General features: G+C 49.3%; 33 protein-coding genes and 1 tRNA gene. 7 read left to right on the top strand and 27 right to left on the bottom strand.

Features of this window, described 5'->3' with window-relative positions; translation table 11 throughout:
- The first annotated feature begins 80 nt into the window (after positions 1-80).
- Together D6C13_RS10190 and D6C13_RS10195 are read left to right on the top strand one after the other, a co-directional pair.
- Positions 81-710, top strand: a complete 630-nt coding sequence (locus tag D6C13_RS10190) for an ECs1377 family protein (RefSeq protein ID WP_120132753.1) — start codon at positions 81-83, stop codon at positions 708-710.
- A gap of 410 nt (positions 711-1120) precedes the next feature.
- Positions 1121-1585, top strand: a complete 465-nt coding sequence (locus D6C13_RS10195) for a hypothetical protein (RefSeq protein ID WP_120132644.1) — start codon at positions 1121-1123, stop codon at positions 1583-1585.
- Between the two features lie 491 nt (positions 1586-2076).
- Here the strand turns inward: D6C13_RS10195 and D6C13_RS10200 are convergent, their stop codons facing one another.
- The 17 genes from D6C13_RS10200 to D6C13_RS26130 all read right to left on the bottom strand — a co-directional run bounded on the left by D6C13_RS10200 (position 2077) and on the right by D6C13_RS26130 (position 12930).
- On the bottom strand, positions 2077-3039 hold the full coding sequence (locus D6C13_RS10200) for an Abi family protein (protein WP_120132645.1): 963 nt from the start codon (positions 3037-3039) through the stop codon (positions 2077-2079).
- Between the two features lie 342 nt (positions 3040-3381).
- The gene (locus D6C13_RS10205; protein WP_120132646.1) at positions 3382-3570 is read right to left on the bottom strand and encodes a hypothetical protein; all 189 of its coding nucleotides are present in this window, start codon (positions 3568-3570) and stop codon (positions 3382-3384) included.
- Positions 3571-3717: 147 nt separating this feature from the next.
- Positions 3718-4320, bottom strand: coding sequence for a terminase small subunit (locus D6C13_RS10210; protein ID WP_120132647.1), 603 nt, complete (start codon positions 4318-4320; stop codon positions 3718-3720).
- A gap of 139 nt (positions 4321-4459) precedes the next feature.
- A complete protein-coding gene (locus D6C13_RS10215; RefSeq protein WP_167458013.1) occupies positions 4460-5224 on the bottom strand; it encodes a Gp138 family membrane-puncturing spike protein in 765 nt (254 codons plus the stop codon).
- A 10-nt stretch (positions 5225-5234) separates the two neighbouring features.
- Positions 5235-5579: a hypothetical protein gene (locus tag D6C13_RS10220; protein ID WP_120132648.1), complete on the bottom strand. Its 345-nt coding sequence runs from the start codon at positions 5577-5579 to the stop codon at positions 5235-5237.
- A 2-nt stretch (positions 5580-5581) separates the two neighbouring features.
- A complete protein-coding gene (locus D6C13_RS10225) occupies positions 5582-6676 on the bottom strand; it encodes a hypothetical protein (protein ID WP_120132649.1) in 1095 nt (364 codons plus the stop codon).
- Entirely contained in the window at positions 6673-6840 is a 168-nt protein-coding gene (locus D6C13_RS25625; protein ID WP_167458014.1) for a hypothetical protein, read from the bottom strand. Before D6C13_RS25625 ends, D6C13_RS10225 begins: the two co-directional genes overlap by 4 nt.
- Before the next feature lie 129 nt (positions 6841-6969).
- Positions 6970-7188 carry a PerC family transcriptional regulator gene (locus D6C13_RS26200; protein WP_425272710.1) on the bottom strand — a complete coding sequence of 73 codons (219 nt, stop codon included), beginning with the start codon at positions 7186-7188 and terminating at the stop codon, positions 6970-6972.
- A 29-nt stretch (positions 7189-7217) separates the two neighbouring features.
- Positions 7218-7667 carry a single-stranded DNA-binding protein gene (locus tag D6C13_RS10235; RefSeq protein WP_120132651.1) on the bottom strand — a complete coding sequence of 150 codons (450 nt, stop codon included), beginning with the start codon at positions 7665-7667 and terminating at the stop codon, positions 7218-7220.
- The gene (locus D6C13_RS25630; protein ID WP_244212670.1) at positions 7664-8050 is read right to left on the bottom strand and encodes a hypothetical protein; all 387 of its coding nucleotides are present in this window, start codon (positions 8048-8050) and stop codon (positions 7664-7666) included. The genes D6C13_RS10235 and D6C13_RS25630 overlap by 4 nt, the downstream gene beginning before the upstream one ends.
- 361 nt (positions 8051-8411) lie before the next feature.
- Positions 8412-11189 carry a TOPRIM and DUF927 domain-containing protein gene (locus D6C13_RS10245; RefSeq protein ID WP_120132652.1) on the bottom strand — a complete coding sequence of 926 codons (2778 nt, stop codon included), beginning with the start codon at positions 11187-11189 and terminating at the stop codon, positions 8412-8414.
- Between the two features lie 10 nt (positions 11190-11199).
- A complete protein-coding gene (locus tag D6C13_RS10250) occupies positions 11200-11799 on the bottom strand; it encodes a hypothetical protein (protein ID WP_120132653.1) in 600 nt (199 codons plus the stop codon).
- Positions 11796-11969, bottom strand: coding sequence for a DUF4222 domain-containing protein (locus tag D6C13_RS10255; RefSeq protein ID WP_120132654.1), 174 nt, complete (start codon positions 11967-11969; stop codon positions 11796-11798). Before D6C13_RS10255 ends, D6C13_RS10250 begins: the two co-directional genes overlap by 4 nt.
- Positions 11962-12162: a hypothetical protein gene (locus tag D6C13_RS10260; RefSeq protein ID WP_120132655.1), complete on the bottom strand. Its 201-nt coding sequence runs from the start codon at positions 12160-12162 to the stop codon at positions 11962-11964. Before D6C13_RS10260 ends, D6C13_RS10255 begins: the two co-directional genes overlap by 8 nt.
- A complete protein-coding gene (locus D6C13_RS10265) occupies positions 12152-12346 on the bottom strand; it encodes a hypothetical protein (protein WP_120132656.1) in 195 nt (64 codons plus the stop codon). Before D6C13_RS10265 ends, D6C13_RS10260 begins: the two co-directional genes overlap by 11 nt.
- Positions 12339-12542 carry a hypothetical protein gene (locus D6C13_RS10270; protein WP_120132657.1) on the bottom strand — a complete coding sequence of 68 codons (204 nt, stop codon included), beginning with the start codon at positions 12540-12542 and terminating at the stop codon, positions 12339-12341. The genes D6C13_RS10265 and D6C13_RS10270 overlap by 8 nt, the downstream gene beginning before the upstream one ends.
- Entirely contained in the window at positions 12535-12930 is a 396-nt protein-coding gene (locus D6C13_RS26130; RefSeq protein ID WP_341868022.1) for a host cell division inhibitor Icd-like protein, read from the bottom strand. Before D6C13_RS26130 ends, D6C13_RS10270 begins: the two co-directional genes overlap by 8 nt.
- Here D6C13_RS26130 and D6C13_RS25900 point away from each other — a divergent pair.
- Positions 12854-13033 (top strand): hypothetical protein, encoded by a 180-nt coding sequence (locus D6C13_RS25900; protein ID WP_120132659.1) that lies wholly within the window; start codon positions 12854-12856, stop codon positions 13031-13033. The two genes, D6C13_RS26130 and D6C13_RS25900, sit on opposite strands and share 77 nt — an antisense overlap.
- A 3-nt stretch (positions 13034-13036) precedes the next feature.
- Positions 13037-13189, top strand: coding sequence for a hypothetical protein (locus D6C13_RS25905; protein ID WP_244212672.1), 153 nt, complete (start codon positions 13037-13039; stop codon positions 13187-13189).
- A gap of 783 nt (positions 13190-13972) precedes the next feature.
- Here the strand turns inward: D6C13_RS25905 and D6C13_RS10290 are convergent.
- The 7 genes from D6C13_RS10290 to D6C13_RS10320 all read right to left on the bottom strand — a co-directional run bounded on the left by D6C13_RS10290 (position 13973) and on the right by D6C13_RS10320 (position 19258).
- Positions 13973-14809: an antA/AntB antirepressor family protein gene (locus D6C13_RS10290; RefSeq protein WP_120132661.1), complete on the bottom strand. Its 837-nt coding sequence runs from the start codon at positions 14807-14809 to the stop codon at positions 13973-13975.
- A 14-nt stretch (positions 14810-14823) separates the two neighbouring features.
- Positions 14824-15243 carry a hypothetical protein gene (locus tag D6C13_RS10295; RefSeq protein ID WP_120132662.1) on the bottom strand — a complete coding sequence of 140 codons (420 nt, stop codon included), beginning with the start codon at positions 15241-15243 and terminating at the stop codon, positions 14824-14826.
- On the bottom strand, positions 15244-15441 hold the full coding sequence (locus D6C13_RS10300; RefSeq protein WP_120132663.1) for a helix-turn-helix transcriptional regulator: 198 nt from the start codon (positions 15439-15441) through the stop codon (positions 15244-15246).
- Positions 15442-15577: 136 nt separating this feature from the next.
- Positions 15578-16600: a DUF6387 family protein gene (locus D6C13_RS10305; RefSeq protein WP_120132664.1), complete on the bottom strand. Its 1023-nt coding sequence runs from the start codon at positions 16598-16600 to the stop codon at positions 15578-15580.
- Positions 16601-16743: 143 nt separating this feature from the next.
- Complete coding sequence (locus D6C13_RS10310; RefSeq protein WP_120132665.1) at positions 16744-17958, bottom strand: tyrosine-type recombinase/integrase; 1215 nt, start codon at positions 17956-17958, stop codon at positions 16744-16746.
- A gap of 165 nt (positions 17959-18123) precedes the next feature.
- Positions 18124-18200: transfer RNA gene (locus D6C13_RS10315), tRNA-Arg, on the bottom strand.
- 146 nt (positions 18201-18346) lie between these two features.
- Positions 18347-19258 (bottom strand): L-lactate dehydrogenase, encoded by a 912-nt coding sequence (locus D6C13_RS10320; RefSeq protein ID WP_120132666.1) that lies wholly within the window; start codon positions 19256-19258, stop codon positions 18347-18349.
- 210 nt (positions 19259-19468) lie between these two features.
- Here D6C13_RS10320 and folD point away from each other — a divergent pair, with 210 nt between their 5' ends.
- Together folD and ybcJ are read left to right on the top strand one after the other, a co-directional pair.
- Positions 19469-20341 carry a bifunctional methylenetetrahydrofolate dehydrogenase/methenyltetrahydrofolate cyclohydrolase FolD gene (gene folD, locus D6C13_RS10325; protein ID WP_120132667.1) on the top strand — a complete coding sequence of 291 codons (873 nt, stop codon included), beginning with the start codon at positions 19469-19471 and terminating at the stop codon, positions 20339-20341.
- A gap of 32 nt (positions 20342-20373) precedes the next feature.
- On the top strand, positions 20374-20592 hold the full coding sequence (gene ybcJ / locus D6C13_RS10330; protein ID WP_112287597.1) for a ribosome-associated protein YbcJ: 219 nt from the start codon (positions 20374-20376) through the stop codon (positions 20590-20592).
- A gap of 87 nt (positions 20593-20679) precedes the next feature.
- Here the strand turns inward: ybcJ and D6C13_RS10335 are convergent, their stop codons facing one another.
- Entirely contained in the window at positions 20680-21750 is a 1071-nt protein-coding gene (locus D6C13_RS10335) for a DUF1176 domain-containing protein (protein WP_120132668.1), read from the bottom strand.
- 254 nt (positions 21751-22004) lie between these two features.
- Here D6C13_RS10335 and D6C13_RS10345 point away from each other — a divergent pair, with 254 nt between their 5' ends.
- Positions 22005-23180: a DUF3298 domain-containing protein gene (locus D6C13_RS10345; protein ID WP_120132670.1), complete on the top strand. Its 1176-nt coding sequence runs from the start codon at positions 22005-22007 to the stop codon at positions 23178-23180.
- A gap of 52 nt (positions 23181-23232) precedes the next feature.
- Here D6C13_RS10345 and nudK read toward each other — a convergent pair whose 3' ends face one another.
- Both nudK and D6C13_RS10355 read right to left on the bottom strand, forming a co-directional pair.
- Positions 23233-23823, bottom strand: a complete 591-nt coding sequence (gene nudK / locus D6C13_RS10350) for a GDP-mannose pyrophosphatase NudK (RefSeq protein WP_120132671.1) — start codon at positions 23821-23823, stop codon at positions 23233-23235.
- Positions 23824-23895: 72 nt separating this feature from the next.
- A complete protein-coding gene (locus tag D6C13_RS10355; RefSeq protein ID WP_208642883.1) occupies positions 23896-24180 on the bottom strand; it encodes a winged helix-turn-helix domain-containing protein in 285 nt (94 codons plus the stop codon).
- Positions 24181-24199 lie beyond the last annotated feature (19 nt).

Raw genomic sequence — 24199 nt, forward strand, 5'->3', positions numbered from 1 at the left:
TATGAAAGCTTCCGGTGATAACCTGACGCGGTCATAAAGTAAGCAACCGATATTGAAATATGACCAGAGGGGAATTCGGTGTGACTGGACGCATTGACTACCAGATTGAGAAATACCTTTTTTCTGAAGCGGCAAAACACCCTCGCCTTATCCAGCAATGGAAAGATGTCATTGCCGAATGTCAGGAGAATAAGGCGGGTGCAGCAGAGCGTCTGCGTATCGCACTTCTCAATGTAGATTATGTCACCAGCTTTGAGCTTCCTTTCAGGCTTCTGCTTACCCGAGCCCCCCAACTCATTGACAGCGTGCGCGATGAATTGCAACTCAGTCAAAAAAATGTGCTGTTTAATGGCAAGCGCTTTGGCTGCGTCTACAGTCTCAAAATGGATCTGGGTGGGATACCGGACGAGTTTCAATACCATCTTACGACGCGAATCCGGCGCATTGATGCGACAGGTTTAACGGAAGCCACTTACCGGGAAATAGCGCAACAAACAAAAGCACCGCGTGAACGTCTTCGTTTGTCGCTGGAGGCCGGGCTGGAGGTCAATCCGCTGGATGGGCTTTTTTGGTTCGGACTTCAGCGTATTGCGGCTGATGTACAAAGGCTGAGAAAAACAGGGATGGCAATAGCAACGTCTGAAGTCGAGGTATTTGATACTCTGACAGGAACAACAAGGCGCATTCCGGCGTACAGGCTGAAGGCGTAAATACGCATTCAACAATATGAATTTCAAATAATTAAGTTATCTGTGTGATGTTGAATCTGGTAGTAGCGGCTGGTGTGTTCTGACTGGTGAGAAATTTTTTTCTTCGAAATGGTCCCTACAGGGTTAGATATAAATAGCTAATAAGCTGTTATTAAACACAATATAAATACAATATCTTTCTACATACCCCCAAAGATACCCCCAATTGTTTTTGTGTGGCTCTTTTTATGACGTTTTCCATCTGTTTTGAAGGTAGAAAAATCATGACTAAAATTTTCTCGTACCCTTATTGTAGGATAGATGTATCCACAGTATGTAATCAGCCAGCCATGAGAATGGTAGCCCTCAAAAAAGAAACACTCAGCTACTTTGCATCAGATAAACCCAGCTCACTAAGGATCCATTATTCAATGAAACATAAACTTTTAGCCGCCGCCCTTATGTTCGCCTTGCCTGCAGGAGCAACCACCACTCACTTAATAGTCTGCGAACCTGCCAATAAAAATGACCAATCAGCTACTGGTATTTGGCCTGCCCCGTATCTATCGCAAAGTAAACTTTGCTTTAACATGAAAGCTCAGTCAGGAAGTACATGCGTCAAAAATGGGCTTACAACAACATGGTTCAGCGAGGCAGTTATAGTATCCATCGATGGTGAGTCGCAAGGTCGGGACGATACATGGTTTAGAGTGGTAAGGCCGGTTATTACTGATAAAGAAATTGAGTACACAATTGAAGCATCTAGAAATAGGAAAACTTGGGGTGCGATGACCCATGTCTCAATAAATCGAATCTCGGGGCATGCTGTGGATTGGTTGATCAATGAACACGGGGGTACATCTTACGATTGCCATCTGGAAGGGAAAAAAATCTGATACAGCTTTGCTTTAACACTGTGCTGATGGTTATTGCGATGGAGTCCATACGTTCTTTTGTCTGGCGCTTGTGTTATTCGGGGGCGGTACGCACTTCTTTATCCGTTTCGTATTTCCCGGAAACTCGCTTTCACTTTGCGTACCATGCTCGCTGCGTTCAGGTCTGGCGCGGGATTATGCGGTACGCACTTTGCGGTTGCGTTCTCACTGCGTACCAGTTTGCGTACCGAGTAAGTTACCGGCGCGGCGCAGTTGGTAAGCAAGCAATTCCTTACATCTATACGTTGAAGCTGCCATGATTCATGATATTGATTGTCACAGTACATGCAGGTTTCGAGAACAGGTGTGTTATTGCTGAACGGCTCAATGAGGCCGGTTATCAGAGTAAAGCGGGTAAAGCGTGGGATAAGGACATTTACAGCGCGTGGAAGCGGCACGGGGACAATGCCAACCTAATTACTGCCGCCCTGATCGGATAACACAAAGCTAATTTATTGAATATCAAATAATTCCCGGGGGAATCCTTCATTGTTAGGGAACCCCATCGCCGTCAAATTACACCCGGGCAAGTATGGTTTTTTATCTATCAAATCAGCAACATCTCTGACCCAATTAGAGCCAGGGCCTATCTCCTTCACCAATAACCATAGCACGGCTATCATCCCGTACATCCTTTCGTAAGCATCGTCGTTCATGCGTAAACGTTCGAAATAAGGATGGTTTGGTAATGGCATTATCTTAGGCTCGTTAACTTTGTTCCAGATACGTGAGTGATGAGCGCACCGATTTCTAAGTACGTTCATGGCACTAAGCCAGTTTTGAAAGATAGCTCCATTACCAGGAGCTATACCAAGCCTAGAAAGTATCCCATTGCGGTGACCATCCTTCAGCATGGCGTAGTATTTTGACATTAAGCCAAAATCCCAAACCTCAATAGCTACCCAGAACGGCAATCCTTCGTATTTACCTTCGTGCCACTTGATACAATCCTCTCTGCTTTTGGCTATTTCTTTTGAATGCTTGGTAAGCCATTCATCTCTTGCGCTACAACGACCCCCGCGCCGAGGCGTCAAATGCTTGGGATTGATCAGCGTATCGTCCAAGTACCCAAGAGGGGATATTTTGCCAATTTCATGTGCAATGACGGAGCGAACATAAACCTCGACTCGCTCCAAGGCATTCATCATCAAAAGGCGTAGATTTTTATCGAACAAATACAGGTCGTATACATCCCGGAAGTTTGTCCCTTGGCGCACCTGATCCAATCGCGTTCTGATGTTTTCAGGGGTTATGTGAGGGATTCGACACGGATACCAAAAGCCCGAGAGGCGGTAATAGCCTACCTGCGAGATTTTTTTTATTGCATGGGGACGGTCGGGAACATTCATGCCACGGGAAAGTAGCAGATCGATTAGTTGGTCATATTCTTTATGAACCTTTACCGGATCAGTCATTCAGCGTTTCCATGCCCCAGATATGAGAAGGCCCGGCCATAACAATCACCCATCTATGATGGGATCAAGCCAGTGGGCCGGGCTCAGTTGCTGCTAAATCTACACTACGTTGCTTTTATGTCAATGTGACTGGTCACGCTAAATTGTGTACAGCTGGCTGTACATCAGATAGAAACACTATATGTAGTTGTTATAACTAATCACCGCCCCTACAGAGAGGGCTAAATGTTTTTACCTATCAATGTTTATACTTTATCCGATTTCACTTGCATATGAGGATGGAGTCTCTGCCCAACCTAGGGGCTATTTCAAAATCTTATATCCATTTAGTAACAATCTGGTTCATCTCAGTGGTACATGTTTCTTCCACTGGTAGGCCGGTGCGGTCATTCGTTGACGCTGGCGCTCTTTCACCGCCAGAACATTTCTAATCTCATTTCTCACCTCGTATAGCGTCTGACTGTCCATCGGCTCACCGCTCTGGCTGGCTACCTGTAACATGGCGAGTTCTAACGTGTGCTGGCTTCGCATGATGTGGCCTCATGTTGTAGTGTGATTTCGCAATGCCTGCTTGCCAGGTGCTAAGGTTCGCATAGAGAACTGTCTTTTGACTGCGTACCAGAATGCGTACTTTTCTTAATCTGGAAATCATCATGCGGGATTACCCCGCATCTACATCTATCCCATCAGCTTGCGGTACGCTTCGGCGGCTTCGTCAGCGGTAAGATTGGTTGTCTGAATTGCTCCGCCATTCGGCCCGCTAAGTTCGGTTTTCTTCGGTGCTTCCCAGCCGCGCATTTCTGCCAGTTGTTTGATGGCCGCCTTCGGGTCGTGAAGTTTCAGTTTAATGCCGTCTTTACCCGTTGATAGTTCAGCGATAGCGGACAGGTGCTCTGGCTTTATTTCTTCGATAGGTTTGAATTTCCATGATGCCTGATAGACCGGCTCGCCGTTCTCGTCCTCGCCTATCTGAAAATTCCCCCAGGTCACGATATCCTGAATGGTCGTGCGTCCCATCGCTGAGAGTCGTGAGATAGACTCTTCGTAGGTCATGAAGGCTTCATTCAACGTTTCATACTGAACGGCTTTCAAAAAGGCCTGCACGTTCCTATTTGAACCTATCTGGCTGGCTTTAGAGCGTTCAGTATCGCCTTTGGCTTTGCCACCTGCGTTCCGGTATGCCTGCGTTTGATTGTCGCCATTAAGCAGCTGGGTAACGAAGCGCTTCTGTAATCTCGTAAGGGTATCGAAAAGCGTTTTTTGTTCATCTGATAGGGTCATTCCAACTCCTTAAAACCTTGCGCATGACCTGCTGGCGCATTGGTTTTTTGCATAACGGACTCAATTTTTAAAGCGGCTCACGATAAGTAACAAAGTCCAAATAGAATTAACCTCCGTCACTTTCTTGGGTGGCGCATCTTTACTGCGGCTTTCCGGTCTGTCCGCTGCCCGTCTGTACGCCGCTGTGAACATGATTCTGTAAGCTCTTGCCGCCAGCGGTAACGTCGTTGGTAACGGTGATCGGCCCTAGCATCGTCGCGGCGCCGCCGCCATCGCCCATACCCTGTGAGAGATTGCCGTTAATCGTCACGTCGCCGTTGAGCGTGATGGTCGGTGCGGTAACGGTGATGCTACCAGCGGCCTGTGCCGTGAGGTTGCCGGATGTTTTGAGATTGATAGCGTGGTTGCCCGGATTCAGCTCAACATAGGCACCAGCATCATCGGTGCGCAATTGCACGGCGCTGGTGCTGATACCGCTGATTTTCTTTGTCTGAGACTGCGGCCCGGGGATAACGAACGCATCAGAGATGTCTAAAACTCTGCTATCTGCTCTCTCCTGTACGCCTCCGTTTTGCCACCAGAAATCAATACTACGCGACGAAAAAACAATCAGGCATTCGTCACCTTCTTTGAGGGGGAAAGTTAACGTAACCCCGCCTCCGCGAGGGAATATGACGGGTAAATCAGTGAGGATTGGATACCGGACAGATTCATACTGGCAATCTTCACTAACAGTACCCGGCTTGGTGAGCTTTGCTATAATGGCTATATCAACATCGCAGGTTACTGTTTCTGGGTCGAATGAACGAATTATGCCGGGCAACACATTGTTTACGTACGCTTTGCTATTGTTAATAATAAGCTGCGTTACATCCTGTTCGCCTGCTGGTCGAATGAATGGCATTTTATTCCCCTCAGCCCTTTACTCGCGAACAGTCAAATGTGCCAATAATCCGACCCTGATTCATATTGGTGCGGATAAGTTCGACGTTCAGCCAGCGTTTATTACTACCGTCTGGGTGAATGTATTCGAAGCCATACATGTTACCGTCACTGGCAGGCATGAGCGTCATTTCCACTTTGGCGCCATTTTTGCCGAACTCGGTTATTTTCTGAGATGTAACAAACTCCCCGTTAATTTTTGACATTGAGTTTTCGATTATTTCAAATCGAAATCCCCCGCACTGCATAGTGATAATCTGCGCGGCATGACTTGCCCCCGCACTTAAAATACCAACCAGCAATATGATTTTTTTCATTCTTAACCCTGTTTATTCATAAATGAGCTAGAAGGCACATCCGTACTTCCTCGAGCCTCACAGGCCAGATCCATGTACCATGCCTGCCCGCGAGTGTCGCCCGTGTAACTGATATATCGAACCTTATAAACTCCATCGGTGGCTACGCTGGCAGGTTGGGATGTTGCCGGGGCATTAATCAGGTTACCGTTTTCATCTCTAATCTTGGTTATCGGTACCAGATTGCCGTTTATATCTTTCTCAACGAAACGGCCACTGAATAAATCCTGTTCTGTTAACTTATTGCGATACACCGAAGCCTGATCCAGCTGAATAAGCCCGTTCAGGAGTATTTCGGAATTAATCAGGCACCGCACATTGACGCCTGCGCCGATGGTCTGCTGTGGCATTCCAATCAGACCGGTGTTTGAATTTAGGACTACAGCCTCATGCGTTGCTCTGTCCCTTGCCACAATATCGACTTTTCCGTAATTGAATTGCCAGGTAGCTTTACACTGCGTCGCTATTTCATCGAGATAATTATGGACGTAACCAAAGAGTGCGCGACCACGTGGAAACACCGTCGACGGGAATTCGGGGACGATGCCACGGGAAATTCCGTAAGGTTCTAACCTTCTCATAAGCTCGATATAAATATCTTCCGTGGTGTAACCCTTGCTGATAGAGGTGTTGATAAACGCATTGGTAAACGCTTCTACAGAGTCGCACGCCTGTACCTGAACCCACGAATCAACAGGATTGTCCTTTCCGGTCACCGTAAAGCGAATATCTCCGCTAAAAATGACACCATAATTTGAGCCGTTGGAATTCCCGACTTCACTGGTGGGTATGTCCCGCGCGATACCAACATCGCTGGTACGAACATCTGGCGCAAGGCCGTCATAGCCTGCGATTAGTACAATTTTGGCAAACTCTCTCTGCATAATGCGGTTTTGCGTCTGAGGTGAAAGGTTGTAAATCTTGACCGTGCCAACAGCTGGCCACTTGTTGTCATTACGCTCTACTTCAAAAGTAACTTTGAAATCACTGAGGCTGATACCTTTTCCATTTTCATCGAGTAGCCTTAACTCGAAGTGACGCATCCAGTTCTGACTCATGCTTTCAGCCCCTCCAGCGCTTTATCCATCAATCCACGGGCAATGACGTGAATAGTTGGCGCAACACCCAGCGGTGATTTTATGCGCTCTTGTTCCTGAATCTTTTTGATAGCGTCTAACTGGTCACTGCTCAGTAAGACGACTTTAACGTTTGTTTTACTCATGGCACCCCCTGATATTTATACAGGTATTATAGTTTCATTTATCGCAATAACAAACGCTATCGTTGCGTTTTGTGAAAGGCTGGGTGATTTTGAAGCTTGTGCCCAAAGGCCATTAATCGAACACCGCACTTATCCTGCGTATCGCGCCATCGCTTTATATTCCCGCCTGCGTCTGGCTCTGTCAGCCAGCGGATCACCAACCTTTGAAAGGCATTGTTCACGGCGTTTTATGAGCCACTCGCGGGCATCTTCGCTTTGGTGCTGATCGAATACTGCCAGCCACCGGCTAGCCGCTCTGTAGTAAAGCCCGGACTCTTCCAAATGCTCGGCCTTATCGTCTCTTATCACTGGCAACTCCAGTAGCCTTAAAGCCCGGATTAATCATCAAACGGTGGGCGTTGGTCAAACTCGTTTTGGTAAACTTCCCAACCCGGCGCGTGGTTTGGCGGTGTGCCTTGTGGGGTGGGTGGCTGTCCTTGCGCCGTGCCTGCGGTCTTCTGCGCGCCAGCGTGAACTGTACGTGCGCTGATAACACTATCGGCAATAACCTGTGGCGCTTCTTGCTGGGTGCCGTCCTGCGCCTTCCACTGGTTAAGCTGCATATTACCGGCAACACTTATCAGGTCGCCCTTCTGGTGCTGCGCCAGCAATTCCGCCTGCTTTCCGAAAGCCACTACGCCCAGCCAGTAAGTGGCCTCGCCGTTCTGTGCTGAATGGCAGGGAAGCGCAACGGCCAGGCGAGCCATCGCCATATGTTTATTGTTCGCTGTGGTGCGCGTCTGTGGATCTGCGACTAAGCGCCCGTATGCTGATATTTGTGCGGTCATTGTGTTTTTTCCTTTTCGGTATATTCACCGATTATTGCCAGTGTCATATCAAACAGTTCATCAGCAGCACACCTGGCATCAGGGATACTCAAATCGTATAGCGTCATAAACGAGTAGGTTATTGCTCTGGCTGTTTTTGCTGTGGCATATCTGAGATAGATTTTCTCTGCGCGCGCCTCGATGTCCTGCCTGAAATCATCACGACAGAATAACCAGTTATGCGAACACTGATAGGGTTCATTAATCCAGGTGATATCTGCTTTTGTGGTTCGGTACCAGACAATGAGCACCGGGTATTTATGTTCATCACAGTAATCCAAATGATCTCCCGGAACATACAGGCACGGACGCCCTTTAGCTTCAACATACTTCTTGATAGTCATTTCCCACCCCATATTTTATATTTTTTGTATATATGCAAAAGCAGTCGGTTCAGTCGGTTTTCCGGTTCACTATTGCCAACCACTTGAATCATAATAAAAATCACGTCTTTCTTTGAACCGGAAATGCTGTTTTCCGAGTCGGTTCACCCGGTTCAAATCCGGTTTACGGTGCCTTCTGTCCAATTTGCTAGCCAGTAAATAATCCGGTTCAGAATAGTATAAAGTCGGTTCATTTAACGATAAATCCGGTTCATAGTCGGTTCATTTAAAATGAATTATTTTATTTAATATCAGCCACTTGTTCATTTATATCTGTATCTGAACCGACTGAACCGGATGATTTTACTCGTGTGGGCGCATATTATTCACTTTCCGCACTGTCCGGTGCGTACATCAACACATAAAATCGTTGCTGTTTATCTCCAACACGCAGTGTTTTCCGTGTATGCCCCCCGTCATGATCTGCCCACAACATGCCAGCATCAATTAGCACACTAGCGAATGTTTTATAGTTAACGCCCTGTGATATTTCTTCCTGGAAGGCTTGCCGGAAGGTGTGAAACTTCATGCGTCCAGTAACTTTATCTTCTTCACGATAACCCGCCAGTTTCTTAATCGGCAGATCACGCGCATCCGTCTCAGGGTGTGGAAGATAACGGCTAAACCCATAAGCATTTAGGAATCCCTCTGCCTGCTCGATAATGCGCTGAATCTCTTTATTGCCGGTACCGAATTCCTGCACCCAAAGATTGAAGTTGTACTGGATGGCATCCCGGCATTCCTGTTCACTCCAGCCGGTGATCACTCTACCCATCAACAATGCCGCCTCCAGAATGGCAAAGCGGTCAGCTACGCGGTGAACTTGCTCACCATAGTCAGCAGGGATCAGAGATAGCCAACGGGTTGCTGCGGTTTTCAGTGCGTCGTTGACCTCCTGTTTGTGTTCTGCCAGCCAGCGGATCCATTCCCGGCCTGCGGCTCCGTGGTTGGCTTCCCAGCTCTGTTTCAGGGCCCAAGCATGTTGCTTACCATCTTTGTGTTCATGGTGAACGACAGATTTTTCCATTGGCACATTCAGCAGGCGTACCAGCTGGCCCGCATTAGGGCGAATCCCTTCATTAAGCAAAAATGTTTCGATATCGTGCTCACCGGTACTGATAGCCACCGTTCGCCAGTGTCGTAGTGCCCGGTTACCGCCTTCAGCTTTTGATTGGAGCTTCCCTTTGCCGTTGAACAGGGTATAGGCGCTGGTTGCTACATCCTGTGCCCGTGCGCCCTGCCCGACTTCATCCAAAGGCAATAGGCCGTCATTGTGGGCCTCTGCTTCATTAGCGATACCCAGCGCCGTTCCGTACCATGTCAAACGCAGTAAATCAGGCTGACCATAAAGGCTGGTAGCAATATTGGCAGTGGTAGTTTTCCCTGCACTGGAACGGGCAAATAGGTGAACGCCAAACCCATCAGCTTGTACCAGTCCCACCAGCGGCGCAGCAAGCGCGGTGGCAATTCCCAGCATCATAGATGGATTGCCCCGAACCAGACGGGCCACGCTATCCCGCCAACTTTCAACAGTTCCATGTACGGAATAACCAGCAGCGGCAGCACTGCCACCACGAAACAATACGGGCTGGTCGGGTGTGCCGATAACTTCACCATCCGGCATGATATAGGCACCACAGTGCCAGCCAGAACGAGGCGTTACACTCCATAGTTCACGGGTGCCGGTACGTTGTAACCAGTCTGCCAGTACGGCTCGCAACTGGTTTTTGGTTGTGACGCTTACCCCACCAGCTTTCAGTGAGCGCCAACCCTCACGTTCGCCAATATCTGCGGCAGGAATAGAACGGGTAACTGGTTTATCTGCCCCGACAGGGATCCAGCAGAGAATGAGATAATCGTCGGACTCGTAACGTCCCAATCCGACGACTTCCAGTGGTGAGCAAAGCCACGCTTCATTGTTGATGATCTCGCCACTCTCTTTGTCCACCTTGGGTGTTATCCAAAAAACGCCATCTTTTCGGCTTACAACGTGAGGCTTAAGAGGATCAGCGCCCTGATGGTCTTTTTTACCGCCTTCAATGGCTTTAAGTTGAACGGTCACGGCTTTCCCCTGCGGTTGATACATGGATTCGTTAAAAGCGGTTATGGCGGCGTCAAGCCCGTTTTGATGGCGGTAATCATCCCAATCGGCCTCGTGCTCTGTCGGTGGTAGTGATGCCCACCCGTTCACTGATTTTGCGGATTTTTCGGTGGAGATAAGCCCAATGTTTTGTTTCGGCTTTCCGTTTTCGTCAAGTTCTCCCGGCATGTGCCAATCGTTATCACCGGCAATGATGATTTGCGCGTCTGGGTGTTGCTGGCGCATGAGTTGAGCCACGGGTAGCAGATTGCCCGCGTCGATTGCTGCCACTGTGAGGGCATCAGGCCGCATCAGGTGTGCCGTCAGTGCTGAGGCTAACCCTTCGGCAATGATTATGCTCTGTGGCTTCTCCTGTGCGTTGACGGCGTGAAAGGCGCCTTTCTTCGCAGAACCAGTTAAAAGACGCTTTACCCCCATTGGGGTAATAGTCTGCGCGGCGGTCACCGTCCCAAATTCGTCATAGAGCGCCAGCAATAGCGAACCGTCGGGCAGAACTGGATATGTGAAACCATCCAGCCCCTTAGCAATGAGGTATGCGCTTTCGCCCGGCTTTGCCTGCGCTGCCATTGCCTGATATTTTCCTGTGAAGACTTTGCGGCGTTTCGATGTTTCTGTGTCCGCCCGCTGCTGGCGCTCCTGCTCACGCTGCAGACGTCTGGCTTCCATTTGCTCACGCCTTTGGCTGGCTGCTTCGTGGTTGGTTTCTGTTACCCGGTAATCAATACCTATCGTGTCAGCAACAATCCGCGCCGCTTCTGAAGTGTCGCAGCGGTTCACCTTCGCTACTAAATCCAGCCCGTCACCAGCACCGCATTGGTTGCAGAAATGGGAACCACGCCCGCCATCGTCAAAGCGGAAACGGTCATTTCCACCACACGCCGGGCAGGTTGAGTGCTGGCGCGGTGATTGCGGAACGGTAATGCCAGCCAATGACAAAACGTCAGGCCAGCGCCCTGCGGCTGCGGCGGTCACTTCGCGAATTAGGTCAATATTTCTCATTTCAATTCCCTTAGTGAGCCGTTGGTGTTTCCGGCCAGCCTTCGGCGTTAACCTTCTGAATGAAGCCGTCATGTAAAATTGCCAACGACTCACGCCCCCACTGAGACAAACGCAAATTACCGTTGAGGGGATCGGCTTCGGCCATGTGTTGATAGAGCTTCACTATTTGGTCATGGGCCTTAACAGCGCTGAACCTCTCAAAAGCCATACCCTCGATATGGTTTGCCAAAGCGAAACGCTCAGTTGCCGGGTAAATAACAATGCCGCCGTACTGCCCGCGATAGACTGCTGCTTTCTCTGTCGTTCCATCCATTTTGGTGGCATCAATGGTGCCGTGTTTCGCCAACTGTTCATCGATAAACAGGCAGGCCACCAGCCAGCGCCAGACGATTACCGCCTGCTCGTCGGACTGCTTAAACCAGCCTTTTTTACTCGCCTGAGCGATTTCCGATACCACACGCAGCCCATCAGACAGGTAGTGGTCATAGTGACCCTCCTCAAGCTGTCTGATAGCCGCTGAGTATCCGATCTGCTGTTTGCCTGCGTCGGCGCGTAACACAATGCTGATACCGGCCGGGGTTGCTTTAATGTGGATAAATTTGCTCTTCATTTGACCTCCGGGATCAGCGTGTATTGTTCAGTAAAGTGATGGACTAGCATAAATGCCGGGCTGGTATAGCCCTCGCGAACGAAAGTCACACGACGGAATGACACCGACCGGACTGTGACCACGTCGCCCTGTTTATCCTGATAACGTTCATTTGGCATTGGCTCACGCATGGGCTTTCTCCCTCTGTGCTTGCTCTTCGATAAGCCATGCCGCGACTGAACCCACCAGATCGCAGGCTATAACTACCGCAGTTTCAATATCGCAAGTGTCCATATCGTCGATTACCTTGCGAAGCATCAGCAGGGTTACATTCGCCTGGTCAGCGCGATTAGCTGCCTGCTGGATTGTGATTTCATGCGACATGGTTCACCCCCGTTGCCGCCCTCAGGGATTGATGAACCTCTTGGTTGATATCGCATGCGAGACTAATCAGGTCGATAAGCTGCGGCGAACACTCGTTGCAGGCTTTTTCCATAATGGTTTCGTAAAGCGAACAGGCAAGGCCGGCGCGGTATTCGGCAACGTCTAAAGCAATTGGCTCACGCATGGCGTACCTCCGTGGCTTTTTGAAGGTGTGATAGCGCTTCATGCATAAGACTGTGCACAGCGGCCACACGATTAGCTTCGTAGTTGTCGTTTATCGTCAGGGTGTCCATCCACATATCCAGTACTGCGATGGCCTGATTACCGTATGCCAGTGCGTTTTCAGCATGGGTGACTACTTCAAAGGTTTCTTTATGCATGGCGCACCTCCACCGGAAGGCGAGCGGTGAAGACCATCACAAAACCAGTGGGAGACATTTCACGTGCTGCGTGCTCGTCAGGCGCGGTGATGTGGATAATGGCACTGCCAGTCGCGCAGAGAGCCAGAAAACGAAAGCGGTACTGATATTTCGGGTGAGTTTGGGTATGCTCTTTCATAGCTGCCTCGATACTTATTCTATCGTTGGTGGTAAGACGCCTCGGTACTGCTCGAACAGTCCGGGGCGTTGCCTTTTGGTATGCACCTGTCATACACTTGGTTGCCATTTCAAAGTAATCAGGTGTCAACCAAATGTCAACCATCGAAATCAAAGGTAAAGGTAACAAGCAGATCGCTTTGCGCGTGGAGCCAGGTTTAGAAGAAGGCATCAAGCAAGCATTGGCGCAAGATGGAGACGCCTCTGTATCCGCTTGGATTAAGAGAATCATCCGCAAGGAATTACAATCACGCGGCATCGAGCCAAAAGGATGAGCAATGAAAAAAATTGTCTTAGGGTTAGCAGTAATAATAATCGCACTCATTATTTTTAAATCGTGTTCTTCCTCCGCTTCTGTGTGTGGAAGTAAAGAGCATGATTTATTGCGTTCCGTTTGTGAAAAGTCTCTTGGTGTGGATCCAAAGGGCTGAACAGGCTTACTCCGGGTAAGGCTGTTAACCGACTCGCTTAGAGACAGGAGGTTTTGCGCGTATCTTTTAGCGATGCACAAATGCCGAGCTGACCCTCTTAAAGAGGGTTGGTTATCCTGCAACTTTGCAACTTCATGATTTGTAAGGTAAGCCAGAGTTGGCTTACGAGCACTGTACATACTTCTACGGTGTTTATTTTCTTGATGACTGAAAAAATAGCCATTCTCCAATGCTGGATGCTCTTGATTTCCTTCATGATTCAAAAATGGCACCATCTCAAGGGCAGCATTCGCAGTGCTGCCTTTTTCTTTGCCTATAGGTTGCTGATTTACATAGGTACATCCGCAACGGATGACCAGCGAACCTAAGTAATGATTATGTTCAGTCGAACCGGAATAGTTTTCCGGTTTAAGTGAACACGAACAGTAATCGTGTTTGATTGCCCGACGCCCTGCAACGCAGGTTTTAGAAGAAATCAACGGGTTAGCTGATTCCGTCGATTCACCGGAATTAAACAAAATCATCCAGTTAGTCTTTTCTCGCGTTTCGCGATAATCAAAACTAGGGCGGTACGTTAGACTCCCGGGCAGAGATCGGGAAACTCCGAAAGAGTTGCGTAAAGTTTGCGCGGGTCTAAAAGAGACGCGCAACTGACCGGAAATAACCGGGGCTGTTCCCATGTCAGGTTTTGTGAGGCTCAACATGCTAAGTTTGGCTAAGGTCTGAACGTTAACCGGTGTTAACCCGCCAGCCAATGGAAGGGCTTCTTTCTGGACGGCCGCATTAGTCATGATCAGCCCCCAGGTGCTTAGCTAACCAGCGCTGAGAAAGGCGCATCAATTCGGCTTTACGCTGGTCGTAGGCCATGCCCATATCGATCAGGGTCGTGTTAGTGCTTTCCAGATAGGAGAGATGCTCCAGTTGAACGGCGTTCATAGCGTCGCGCGGTTCCCCGGTAATGCTATTCGCCTTCGCCCACTGTTTAGCTGTCAGCCCACCCAGCACGATGCGTGCGATCATGTTGCTTTCAAGGGTGTAGTGGTGCTGTAACGTCTGCTTCCCCTGCTCGGCACGATAGGCCTCTAACGCGGCACACATCGGTTTAAATAGGTTTGCCGCACCAATACGGGCTTTGAGCTGGTGGCGGTATTTGGCCGCTATAGCTGGCGCACTGATCTGTAATGCTTCTTCGCACTGGATGAAGTAACGGCGAACGGCGCGGCCTTGTTCATTGCGTTCTACCATCGCCAGCTCTTTAGCCATGGTAATAGTCGGGTAGTAGTCTTTCTGAGGTCGTCCCTTACCTTTATTTTTCCCCGAAATGGGGGAGTATTGGTCGTTTGATAACCATGTTGCCGTCAAATCATCTTCGGTGAAATAATCTACGCCACGAACAAAGGCATAGTCTTCGGCTCGATCACCAAACCAGGTAGAAAAGTCACGACCAACGCCCAGCGTTTTATGCAAAGCTCGCGCACTAACAATATTGGTTTCACGTCCGCCAATTTGACCAGAAATAACCGGAACAATAGCGGCGAACTCATTTCCGGAAATAGTGCTCTGGCTAGATTCAGAGTGAGTGAATCCCTGCCCCATGACGGGCATATTTTTCATCTTCATATTTTCAGGCTCCGTTATGCGGCGTGAAAAGCGTCAGGGTAAAGACTGAGGATATCAGCAATCTCAGGTTGAGAAAGGCCACGATAGCCGCCAGTAACGGCGTTATAGTTCACTAACTGGATCACGCGCAGTACGTCGCCACGGCAGGAAAAGCGATAACGGAAATGGCTACCGATGCCGTCCGGGTTCTTTTCGTCAATGCGTTCCAAATTAATATCCAGCTGGCGCTCTAATTCAGTAGCGTAGTTGCGGCCAGACGATAAGCGGCAGTAGCGGAGAATATCATTTTCAGTCCAGCCCTCAACGCCGGTACGCATCATGTAGCAGCGTGCGCGGAATTTCTTAGGCGCTGGTCTGATAGAAGGAATAGCGGTATTATCGTTGGCGCTAACCTGTTCGATAATGCCCGCCTCTGTGCGGGTTTTCTTTTGCATTTAGGCAGCCTCCCCGCGTGACTCAGTGATCCGCTGAGTGATCCATTCGTCAATTTCACTTTCGATAAAAGCGATAGCACGTATGCCGATCTTTACGGAACGAGGAAAACGGTTCTGACTGATGAGGCGATAAATCCACGCCTTGCTATAGCCAGTACGGCGCTGTACTTCAGGGAGGCGGATTAAATTTTGAGACATTGATATAACTCCTGTCGGTGTTTGCGGTCTACAGGAGCAATTCTGTATCAATGAAAATGATGAACAAAGGGATGAAAAAAAAAGAAAACTTACCGGAAGATTTTTCTAAAATTTTCTTCCGGTAATATTTTTTTGGCTAAATTTCCGAAAGTACTTTTTTTAGCAAATTATTAAGATACCCACTTCCCATAACTTCATTTGCCATTGGGATTACAGTTTTCCTAACTTTCTCTGTGGTATCAACGTCATAATCATCATAAAATAATATGTCACCATAATTTTTCATCGTTAACTTCGTGTTCGTCACCGTTGAAATTATTTTTAAATCAAAGTATGCCAACAGCCTCAGAGAGTACCATTTATTAATATGTGAAGACTTAACAACACCATCTGAAAATGAGCTATATGGTATTGAATCATCTTGAAACACTGATAGCCCCCTTGCCTCAGTAACAAACTTTTTAAAGCTATCAAATAAAATATCGTCAGGTGTATTTAAATCCACCTCAGCCCAAACCCTTTGATTAAGACCATAGCGGGGCCAACCATAGCCATCACGAATCTCTCGCAATGCTTTTATGTCAGCCCCCGTTGGATTACCTGAGATAATCTCACAAATTAATTTATTGTTAGCTTCATTTTCCATGCCGCCCAAATGCCCGTTTAATCGGTTCTCAAACGTTATATGCTTCATATCAATAAGTTTTACCGGCATCTGACGCTGCCACCCAAGTGAGTACTGTAGATCCTCATGGCGGATGCTTATATTGTCTCCTTCCATAATCCTAGTGATTGTCCCGGATATATCGAAAAGCTCTGAGTATATTTTTTCTTTTTTTTCGCTCTCATATTCCTCAACGCTTAAAAAATCACTGCCTGAATCAATATAATCCTCATAGGTTTCCGCTTTAAGTTCATCTATATATTCTAAAGCGTAAAAAACCTCACTCCTTCTCTCAAATGAGACTAAGTATTGAATTGGTTCAAAGTCTTTGGTTAGTTCATCATATTTTTTTACATCAATTATTTCAGCAATCCCTTGCGGTGTTAATTTGTTTTCGTTTAACGTAGAAAAAAAGTCCTTAGAAGAGTTTATCTTATTCTCAATTTCTCTCATTTGTGCTTTAAATTCTTCTTCACTGCTCGGTATTTCGCCCATAAAACCACCTCAAGCCCTCTAAGCATCGGGCTATGCCAGCCAGTAGAGGCGTACTGGTTTTCGGGGATCAGCCTAGACATAGCCTGTTTTTCGTTCGTCTACAGAAGTCTACTATCAACCACCAGCACTGTCTATCCATCCAGTTATGCGCTTTTCCCAAATTTCCCATGCACCACACTTTCTCCGCCTTCGAGACTGTCCATATAGTCGGCGTACCATTGAAGCATCTCTCGACGTCCATCCAGATATTGAGCGTGATTGTAGGTGCCTCGGATACTGTTTTTATCAACGTGCGCGAGCTGGGTTTCAATCCACGCAGTGTTATAGCCCTGTTCGTGGAGAATGGTACTCATGGTATGACGGAAGCCGTGGCCTGTAGCTCGACCGCCGTAACCTATACGCTTAATCACCTGGTTAATGCTGGCTTCACTCATTGGTTTGGCGCTGTCATTGCGGCCAGGGAAAACAAACTTAAAACGCCCTGTTATCTCCTGAAGCTGGTGGAGTAATAACATCACCTGTTCAGATAGCGGCACTAAGTGTGGGCGGCGCATCTTCATTCGGCTTTGCGGGACTTCCCAAACACCTTTGTCGAGGTCAAACTCAGCCCACTCCGCTGCACGCAGCTCAATCGTACGAACGCCGGTCAGCATTAGCAGGCGCGTTGCCATCTGCGTGACAATGCTTCCAGAGTAATCACTCAGGGATTGCAGGAATTCAGGGAATTCAGAGGCGACCAGGTGCGGGTAATGCTTATGCTTCTGAACCACCAAGGCGCCGGCCAACTCACTGGCTGGATTATTTTCAGCTCTGCCGGTGACAATGGCATAACGGAACGTCTGACTACACGCCTGACGAATCTTGCGCATCTTATCGATAACTCCACGCTTCTCTAACTTTCTAAGCGCGTCGAGCACATGTAGAGGCTTGATTTCATCTATGGGCTTCTTGCCGATATACGGGAAAATATCGTTTTCGAATGCCTCCATCAAATCCTCAGCATACCCTTTTGACCAGTTTGGCTCTTTGTAAGCATGCCACTCTCTGGCGAGAGCTTCGAAGGTGTTTTCTATACTGGCTTTCTTTGCCAGCTTTTCCGTTTTCTTTTCTTCACCGGGATCGCCACCAGCAGCCAGTATCTTTTTCGCCTCGTCACGCTTGCCCCTGGCATCAGCCAATGACACGTCAGGATATACACCCACGGCTAATAACTTTTCTTTACCACTGACGCGGTACTTCAAGCGCCAGTATTTGGTCGCATTAGGATTTACCAATAGATACAGACCGCCACCATCAGCGAGTTTATAGGGCTTCTCTTTGCCTTTGGCGGTATCAACCTGGCGGGCATTTAGCTTCACTTGGGGGTATCTCACTTTATTGAACGGGCGCGTACCCCCAAAGATACCCCCACTTGACTGTAGATTTCAATAGATGTTAGTAGACGTCAAGAGAGGGAGATATGGCTATGTAGCCTTATTTTATGGGATTTTATAGACTTTAGGAGACGCGCAGAGAAGTGAAAATGGTACGCCCTACAGGGCTCGAACCTGTGACCTACGGCTTAGAAGGCCGTTGCTCTATCCAACTGAGCTAAGGGCGCATTGCTTGTCCCTTTCGGGAGCGTTGCGGGTTCGGATTATACGGGCAGACCGGGATGAGTCAATGGCTTTCGAACTCACTGCTTAATGCCTGAACAATTTGCAGCTATTCCCGGTGAGCCTTGCAACGTTTTTTATTGAGTATTGGCTATTTTTCGGATTTCAGCGCGGCAGCGATAACGCGGGCGCAAGCGTGATACGCCACACCTTCGTAAGCGGTCAGTTCCGGTTGCAACGTTTGCACGATACCTTTCTTGCCGATGACGGCGGGCTGACCAATATAAACACCCAGCTCTTCATCCAGAGCGGAAACCGGATAGACGCTGTTCGCATCCGACAAAATCGCATCAACCAGGCGCGCCGTGGCGGTGGCGATACCAAAACTGGTCCAGCCCTTCCCTTGCAGGATTTCCCAGCCACCGCCGCGTACGGCATCGTCCATTTTGGCCCAGTCGACGTCACGGTCGCCCGCCAGTTCAGCGACCGGACGACCGCCCAGCGTTACCGTGCTCCAGGCGACAAACTGTGATTCGCCGTGTTCGCCCATCACATATCCGGTCACGCTTTTCGGATCGAAGCCGAAGAATTCACCGACCACGCGTTTCATGCGTGCGGTATCGAGCGACGTACCGGTACCAAATACCTGCGAGTCAGGGAATCCGCTGGTCTGCTGGATAATCTGGGTAATGACATCGCACGGATTGGTGATGTTGACGATGACGCCGCTGAAGCCGCTGGCAATCACGCGGGGGATGACTTCCCGCACGGCAACGCGGGTCTCTGCGAGTTCTTCGAGGCGGTCTTCGCGCTGTAAGGTTTTCGGACCCACGGCGATCACCAGAACGTCGGCGTCTTGCAGTTCGCTGTAATCATTGGCGATAACCTGCACGCGGGAAGCGGTCAGCGATGCCATATCGCGTAACTCCAGCGCCTGACTGGCGGCTTTAGGTTCGTTCTCATCGAGCAGAACAATCACGTCACACAATCCCTGTGTGACTAAAGAAAATGCAACGTCAGCACCGACATGACCGGCACCGATGATCCCCACTTTACGCGCCATTCTTTCCTTTCCTTATGATTTAAAAAGACCTGATTCTAAAATAGACAGTTTTTCCGCCACTGTCTCAGCTTAAATCTTCGCCGGTATTCGTTGCTGGTATTCTTTACCGGTATAAAACAAGCAATTCGCATTCAGCGCCTGACAGCGCGCGCCGCTTCTGCCAAAATAGGCGCATCCCCTGCATTTATTAATTGATGGATTTATTCCCTGATGGCAGCAAAGATTATTGACGGTAAAACGATTGCGCAGCAAGTCAGAAGCGAAGTTGCAGCGCATGTTCAACAACGACTGGCCGAAGGAAAACGTGCTCCGGGTCTGGCGGTAGTGCTGGTGGGTGAAAACCCGGCGTCGCAAATTTATGTCGCCAGCAAACGCCGTTCGTGTGAAGAAGTCGGGTTCATCTCCCGCTCTTACGATTTACCCGCCACCACCACCGAAGGCGAGTTGCTGGGTTTAATTGATAAACTCAATAACGACAGCGAAATCGACGGCATTCTGGTTCAGCTTCCGCTACCAGCCGGTATCGATAACATTAAAGTGCTGGAACGTATTCATCCGGATAAAGACGTCGATGGTTTCCATCCGTATAACGTGGGTCGTCTGTGCCAGCGTGCGCCAACACTGCGCCCTTGTACGCCGCGCGGTATCGTGACCCTGCTCGAGCGTTACGGTATCGATACTTTCGGTCTGAACGCGGTGGTGATTGGCGCGTCCAACATTGTTGGCCGTCCGATGAGCATGGAATTACTGCTGGCCGGTTGCACGACGACCGTCACGCACCGTTTCACCAAAAATTTGCGTCATCATGTTGAGAATGCCGATCTGGTGGTTGTCGCCGTCGGTAAACCGGGCTTTATTCCTGGTGAATGGATTAAACCGGGCGCGATTGTCATTGATGTCGGTATTAACCGTCTGGAAAGTGGTAAAGTTGTCGGCGATGTGGAATATGATGCCGCCGCTGAGCGCGCTTCCTTTATCACACCGGTGCCGGGCGGCGTTGGCCCGATGACGGTCGCGACGCTGATTCAGAATACCTTGCAGGCGTGCGAGGAATATCACGACATCAGCGCCAGTAAGCCTTAAACAATTCGCACTACACAAAAAGTCAGGAACACATGGAAACTTTCTTTCTCGAAAAACACCCGCACGTAGAACTGTGCGACCTGCTCAAATTTATGGGCTGGTGTGACAGCGGCGGTACTGCGAAAGCAGTGATTGCTGAAGGCCAGGTTATGGTCAACGGTAAAGTCGAAACCCGTAAACGCTGCAAAATCGTTGCTGATATGAACGTTGAGTTCGCCAGCAATAAAGTCGTCGTTAAAGCATCCGAGTAAAATTACTCCGCGCTTTTATCGTAAAAAGACGACAAAAAGCCCTGCAAGCTTCGCGCTGACAGGGCTTTTTGTTTTTATACGTTCAAATTACGGGGTTTGTGTCACCCAAAGTACCGGCCATTCGCCCCCGCTGCTGTAACCATCGCAGCTCGGTTCAGAAGCAAACGCTGCCAGGCGGAACGCGTTACCGTCAAATATCCAGCGTGATGAAACACCGCAATCTCCGATACCGCGTCCCTTGTCATACGTCGAAAGCATGCCCGTTTTAGGGTCGAAATCGGCATTGATCAGTTCCGGTGACTCCTCATCTTCGCCCAGTTTAAACGGCATATTCAGCGCCAGATCATCCATCTTATAAGGTGCCTGCCGGCTGACCAGAAAACCCAGCGCGAACAGGTTATAGGCACCCATATCGCAGTTAACGGTCATCAGGGCTTTGTCGCTGCTCAGGGCAAAAATATGCACTTCACGTTCAGAAGGATCCAGGCTGCAATCGTTATTCTCAATGGTGGTGGCAGCATTTTGCGTGATGGCGGAAATTTCAGATTCGGTTAACGCCTGCGGCTCGCTGAAACGTGGCAGAACAGGCGTGGCCGGAACAGGCGGTACGGTATTTGCCGGTTTGGCCCCGCGGTTAATCCATGCTGTTTTGGTGCCCGCGCGCCCCTGCCGGGCATCAATCGCCAGCAAAGCGGCTTTTATCCCTTTCAGGGAAATCACCGGAGGCACCGGCTGTGCCGGATCCGCTTTCCCCGCCAGCGAAATCGCACTTCCCTCGCGAATGGCGGCGATAAAGTCATTCACCACCAGGCGATTATTGGTGGAAAGATGTTTTTTACTGACATCCCATTCGCGGTGATTAAAACTCAGGGTTTTGCCATTCATTTGCAGGCGGTTGCCAATCGGCGCATCAGCAGTCTGTTCATCGCTGTTACGCTGATAATCAATGCTGACCGACGATTTCCCTTCCGGTCCGGCTTCACGGGAAATTTTCATGACCAGTTCCTGGCCATCCTGAGAATTGCGCGCGACACAATGGTTAAGGTTGTCACAACTGACCTGCCAGTCGCTATAAATGGCCTGTAACGGCTCAGCCTGCGCGCTAAAAGCCAGCATTGTGGCCAGCAGGCATAAAGGGGCGGTTATCCATCTGCACATTTTGAGTTTCAGCTCTGTTTGGATTTATCTTTCTGATAATAGCGTAACGCCCGACAAGAGACTGCCAACAATGCAGCATTTTTTATTCGAAATAAGAAAGAGATACCCGGTCAGATTGTACTTTGACAGAGGATAATTTTTCGCCTGATAAGAAATCACGTAATGGTGACGTAACGAAACATTCAGTACACTGGCAAAGCCAATAACAAAAATAATGGCGCAAAGGATGACTTTCATTTCTCCGGGAGATTCAGATGAAGTTATGGATTTGGCTGATAGCCTTGTTTTCACTACCCGCACTGGCTGAAGAACCACCGGTCGTGTACTCCGGCACGCTGGGTAAAAGCAGCATTGTGCTCGAGCTGGATTTAAATAAACCAGACGAAGTCACTGGCCGCTATTTCTATCAGAAATATCATTTAGATTTGCCCCTGAACGGTACGCTGGATGGTCAGGAACTCAAACTTCAGGAAGGCCTCGACGATTTTGACGATACGCCGCGTCCTGAGCTGACCCTGACGAAAGGTGAGAATGGCAGTTGGCAAGGCAACTGGACCAATCCGCAAGGAAAAACGTTGCCGGTATTGCTGCAACCCGTGCAACTGCCTGCGGCGAGCACGGACGACGGCTATCTGAGTGCGCTTATTCATACCGATGCATACGAGTATCTGCGGTTATCTGCGCTGCAACTCAAAGCAGGTAAAAGCGAAAATTTCATGGGTTACCAGCTGCAATGGTGGACGGAACCGCAGTCCAAAATTAGCCTGTTTGAAATCGTTTCGGGCTATCCGGAAACCGAGATACAGGCGATTAACCAGAAATTGCGCACCCGTTTATGGCAGGAAGTCAGCGGCTGGCATGCCTGTATGCTCGGTGCGAGCCGGTTTGGTCAGGGTGAATATCAGCAGACCGTCACACCGGAATATCTGAGTGACGAAATCGTCAGTGTCAGCGTGTTTACCTCTTATGACTGCGGCGGCGCACATCCCGATTTCGGTGAAGCGCCAGTTAACCTCAATGCCAAAACCGCAGAAACACTGACGCTGGAAGATGTAGTTTGGGTCGGTGAAGGCGCGCCTTTCCATTATCTGAACGCAGAAGACCGTACGCTGACGGGCAAAAATGACGTCGATTTTGATACGTTTGCTGAGTATCGCGATAAAAAATGGGCACCGTGGCTGGTGAAACAGCTGACTGCGGCGCATCCGCAGCAAATGAAAAAGCCGACCGAAGAAAGCGACGACGATTGTGATTATTCAGAACCGTCGGTCTGGCAATTCCCGGCGTGGTATTTCACGAAGAAAGGACTGTATTTTGATCCAACCTTTGCCCGGGTATTACGTTCATGCGAAAGCCCGGAATGGACAGTTCTGCCGTGGTCAGCGATGAAAGGTCACGCTGGCAGCGTCGCCATCAGCCAGGAACAGTAAAAGACAAAAGGCACCGCAGGTGCCTTTTTTACTGAAACTCAGTAGTGAACTGTTACGCCAGCCAGCCCTGAATTTGCGCGTGTTGTAACAGCATGATGGTTTTGCCGTCTTTAATGCGCCCGTCCTTGATCATCGCCAGCGCTTCGGTGAACGGCACTTCGAGCACATCAATATCTTCATCTTCCACACCCCCACCGGCGTTCTGACGCTGCGACTCATCGTATTCTGCGGCAAAAAAGTGAACAATCTCCGTCACGCTACCCGGCGACATATAGGCCTCGAACAATTTATCTACCCTGCCCACCGCAAAACCCGTTTCTTCAATCGCTTCTTTACGGATACAGTCTTCCGGCGAATCGTTGTCCAGTAAACCCGCACAGGTCTCCAGCAGCATACCGGTCGGGTTGCCATTGACGTAGGTCGGCATACGGAATTGTTTGATCAGCAGGACCGTTTTTTTAGGCCGGTTATAAAGCAGGATAGTCGCCCCGTTCCCCCGGTCATACACTTCGCGGGACTGCGGCTGGCGTTCGCCATTGCGCTTGATTAAATCGTAGGTGTATTTACGAAGAACATACCAGTTATCAGAGAGTAACTGGTTCCGGACGTTTTCGATTCTGGATGACTTGTCATGAGATGACATATTGCGTGCCTCCGCTCAGAAGTGGTGAGAGAAGCCAGACAGCATAGCCGGATTCAGCCGCAGCCGCTACCGTCAACCGTGCTCAATCGCGGCCAGAAGTTGTTCACTATGGCGCTCAATCCAATGGGGATCTAACGGCCCCCAGCTCGAGAGCTGATAATAGCCGTCGTTGTTGCGCACACCCTGCTGCACAAACTCCAGCCCGACGCCCATTCCGGGCAGGGCTTTCAGCACATCCTGCAAAGTGCGCCGCGGCCAGCCGGTGATTTCCATCAGTTTTGGTACATTCGGTTTTTGTTCATTATTGAGCAACCAGCAAAGATATAAACGACGGGCAAAGACGGAATTCATGGACAAACTCATCTGGACAGCTCCT

This window comes from Rahnella woolbedingensis (assembly GCF_003602095.1).
Taxonomy (GTDB): Bacteria; Pseudomonadota; Gammaproteobacteria; order Enterobacterales; family Enterobacteriaceae; genus Rahnella; species Rahnella woolbedingensis.

Coding starts and splice junctions, on each gene's coding strand:
- D6C13_RS10195 (WP_120132644.1), top strand. CDS start 1,121: ATGAAACATAAACTTTTAGCCGCCGCCCTTATGTTCGCCTTGCCTGCA.
- D6C13_RS10200 (WP_120132645.1), bottom strand. CDS start 3,039: ATGACTGATCCGGTAAAGGTTCATAAAGAATATGACCAACTAATCGAT.
- D6C13_RS10205 (WP_120132646.1), bottom strand. CDS start 3,570: ATGCGAAGCCAGCACACGTTAGAACTCGCCATGTTACAGGTAGCCAGC.
- D6C13_RS10210 (WP_120132647.1), bottom strand. CDS start 4,320: ATGACCCTATCAGATGAACAAAAAACGCTTTTCGATACCCTTACGAGA.
- D6C13_RS10215 (WP_167458013.1), bottom strand. CDS start 5,224: ATGCCATTCATTCGACCAGCAGGCGAACAGGATGTAACGCAGCTTATT.
- D6C13_RS10220 (WP_120132648.1), bottom strand. CDS start 5,579: ATGAAAAAAATCATATTGCTGGTTGGTATTTTAAGTGCGGGGGCAAGT.
- D6C13_RS10225 (WP_120132649.1), bottom strand. CDS start 6,676: ATGAGTCAGAACTGGATGCGTCACTTCGAGTTAAGGCTACTCGATGAA.
- D6C13_RS25625 (WP_167458014.1), bottom strand. CDS start 6,840: ATGAGTAAAACAAACGTTAAAGTCGTCTTACTGAGCAGTGACCAGTTA.
- D6C13_RS10235 (WP_120132651.1), bottom strand. CDS start 7,667: ATGACCGCACAAATATCAGCATACGGGCGCTTAGTCGCAGATCCACAG.
- D6C13_RS25630 (WP_244212670.1), bottom strand. CDS start 8,050: ATGACTATCAAGAAGTATGTTGAAGCTAAAGGGCGTCCGTGCCTGTAT.
- D6C13_RS10245 (WP_120132652.1), bottom strand. CDS start 11,189: ATGAGAAATATTGACCTAATTCGCGAAGTGACCGCCGCAGCCGCAGGG.
- D6C13_RS10250 (WP_120132653.1), bottom strand. CDS start 11,799: ATGAAGAGCAAATTTATCCACATTAAAGCAACCCCGGCCGGTATCAGC.
- D6C13_RS10255 (WP_120132654.1), bottom strand. CDS start 11,969: ATGCGTGAGCCAATGCCAAATGAACGTTATCAGGATAAACAGGGCGAC.
- D6C13_RS10260 (WP_120132655.1), bottom strand. CDS start 12,162: ATGTCGCATGAAATCACAATCCAGCAGGCAGCTAATCGCGCTGACCAG.
- D6C13_RS10265 (WP_120132656.1), bottom strand. CDS start 12,346: ATGCGTGAGCCAATTGCTTTAGACGTTGCCGAATACCGCGCCGGCCTT.
- D6C13_RS10270 (WP_120132657.1), bottom strand. CDS start 12,542: ATGCATAAAGAAACCTTTGAAGTAGTCACCCATGCTGAAAACGCACTG.
- D6C13_RS25900 (WP_120132659.1), top strand. CDS start 12,854: ATGTCAACCATCGAAATCAAAGGTAAAGGTAACAAGCAGATCGCTTTG.
- D6C13_RS26130 (WP_341868022.1), bottom strand. CDS start 12,930: ATGCCTTCTTCTAAACCTGGCTCCACGCGCAAAGCGATCTGCTTGTTA.
- D6C13_RS25905 (WP_244212672.1), top strand. CDS start 13,037: ATGAAAAAAATTGTCTTAGGGTTAGCAGTAATAATAATCGCACTCATT.
- D6C13_RS10290 (WP_120132661.1), bottom strand. CDS start 14,809: ATGAAGATGAAAAATATGCCCGTCATGGGGCAGGGATTCACTCACTCT.
- D6C13_RS10295 (WP_120132662.1), bottom strand. CDS start 15,243: ATGCAAAAGAAAACCCGCACAGAGGCGGGCATTATCGAACAGGTTAGC.
- D6C13_RS10300 (WP_120132663.1), bottom strand. CDS start 15,441: ATGTCTCAAAATTTAATCCGCCTCCCTGAAGTACAGCGCCGTACTGGC.
- D6C13_RS10305 (WP_120132664.1), bottom strand. CDS start 16,600: ATGGGCGAAATACCGAGCAGTGAAGAAGAATTTAAAGCACAAATGAGA.
- D6C13_RS10320 (WP_120132666.1), bottom strand. CDS start 19,258: ATGGCGCGTAAAGTGGGGATCATCGGTGCCGGTCATGTCGGTGCTGAC.
- folD (WP_120132667.1), top strand. CDS start 19,469: ATGGCAGCAAAGATTATTGACGGTAAAACGATTGCGCAGCAAGTCAGA.
- ybcJ (WP_112287597.1), top strand. CDS start 20,374: ATGGAAACTTTCTTTCTCGAAAAACACCCGCACGTAGAACTGTGCGAC.
- D6C13_RS10335 (WP_120132668.1), bottom strand. CDS start 21,750: ATGTGCAGATGGATAACCGCCCCTTTATGCCTGCTGGCCACAATGCTG.
- D6C13_RS10345 (WP_120132670.1), top strand. CDS start 22,005: ATGAAGTTATGGATTTGGCTGATAGCCTTGTTTTCACTACCCGCACTG.
- nudK (WP_120132671.1), bottom strand. CDS start 23,823: ATGTCATCTCATGACAAGTCATCCAGAATCGAAAACGTCCGGAACCAG.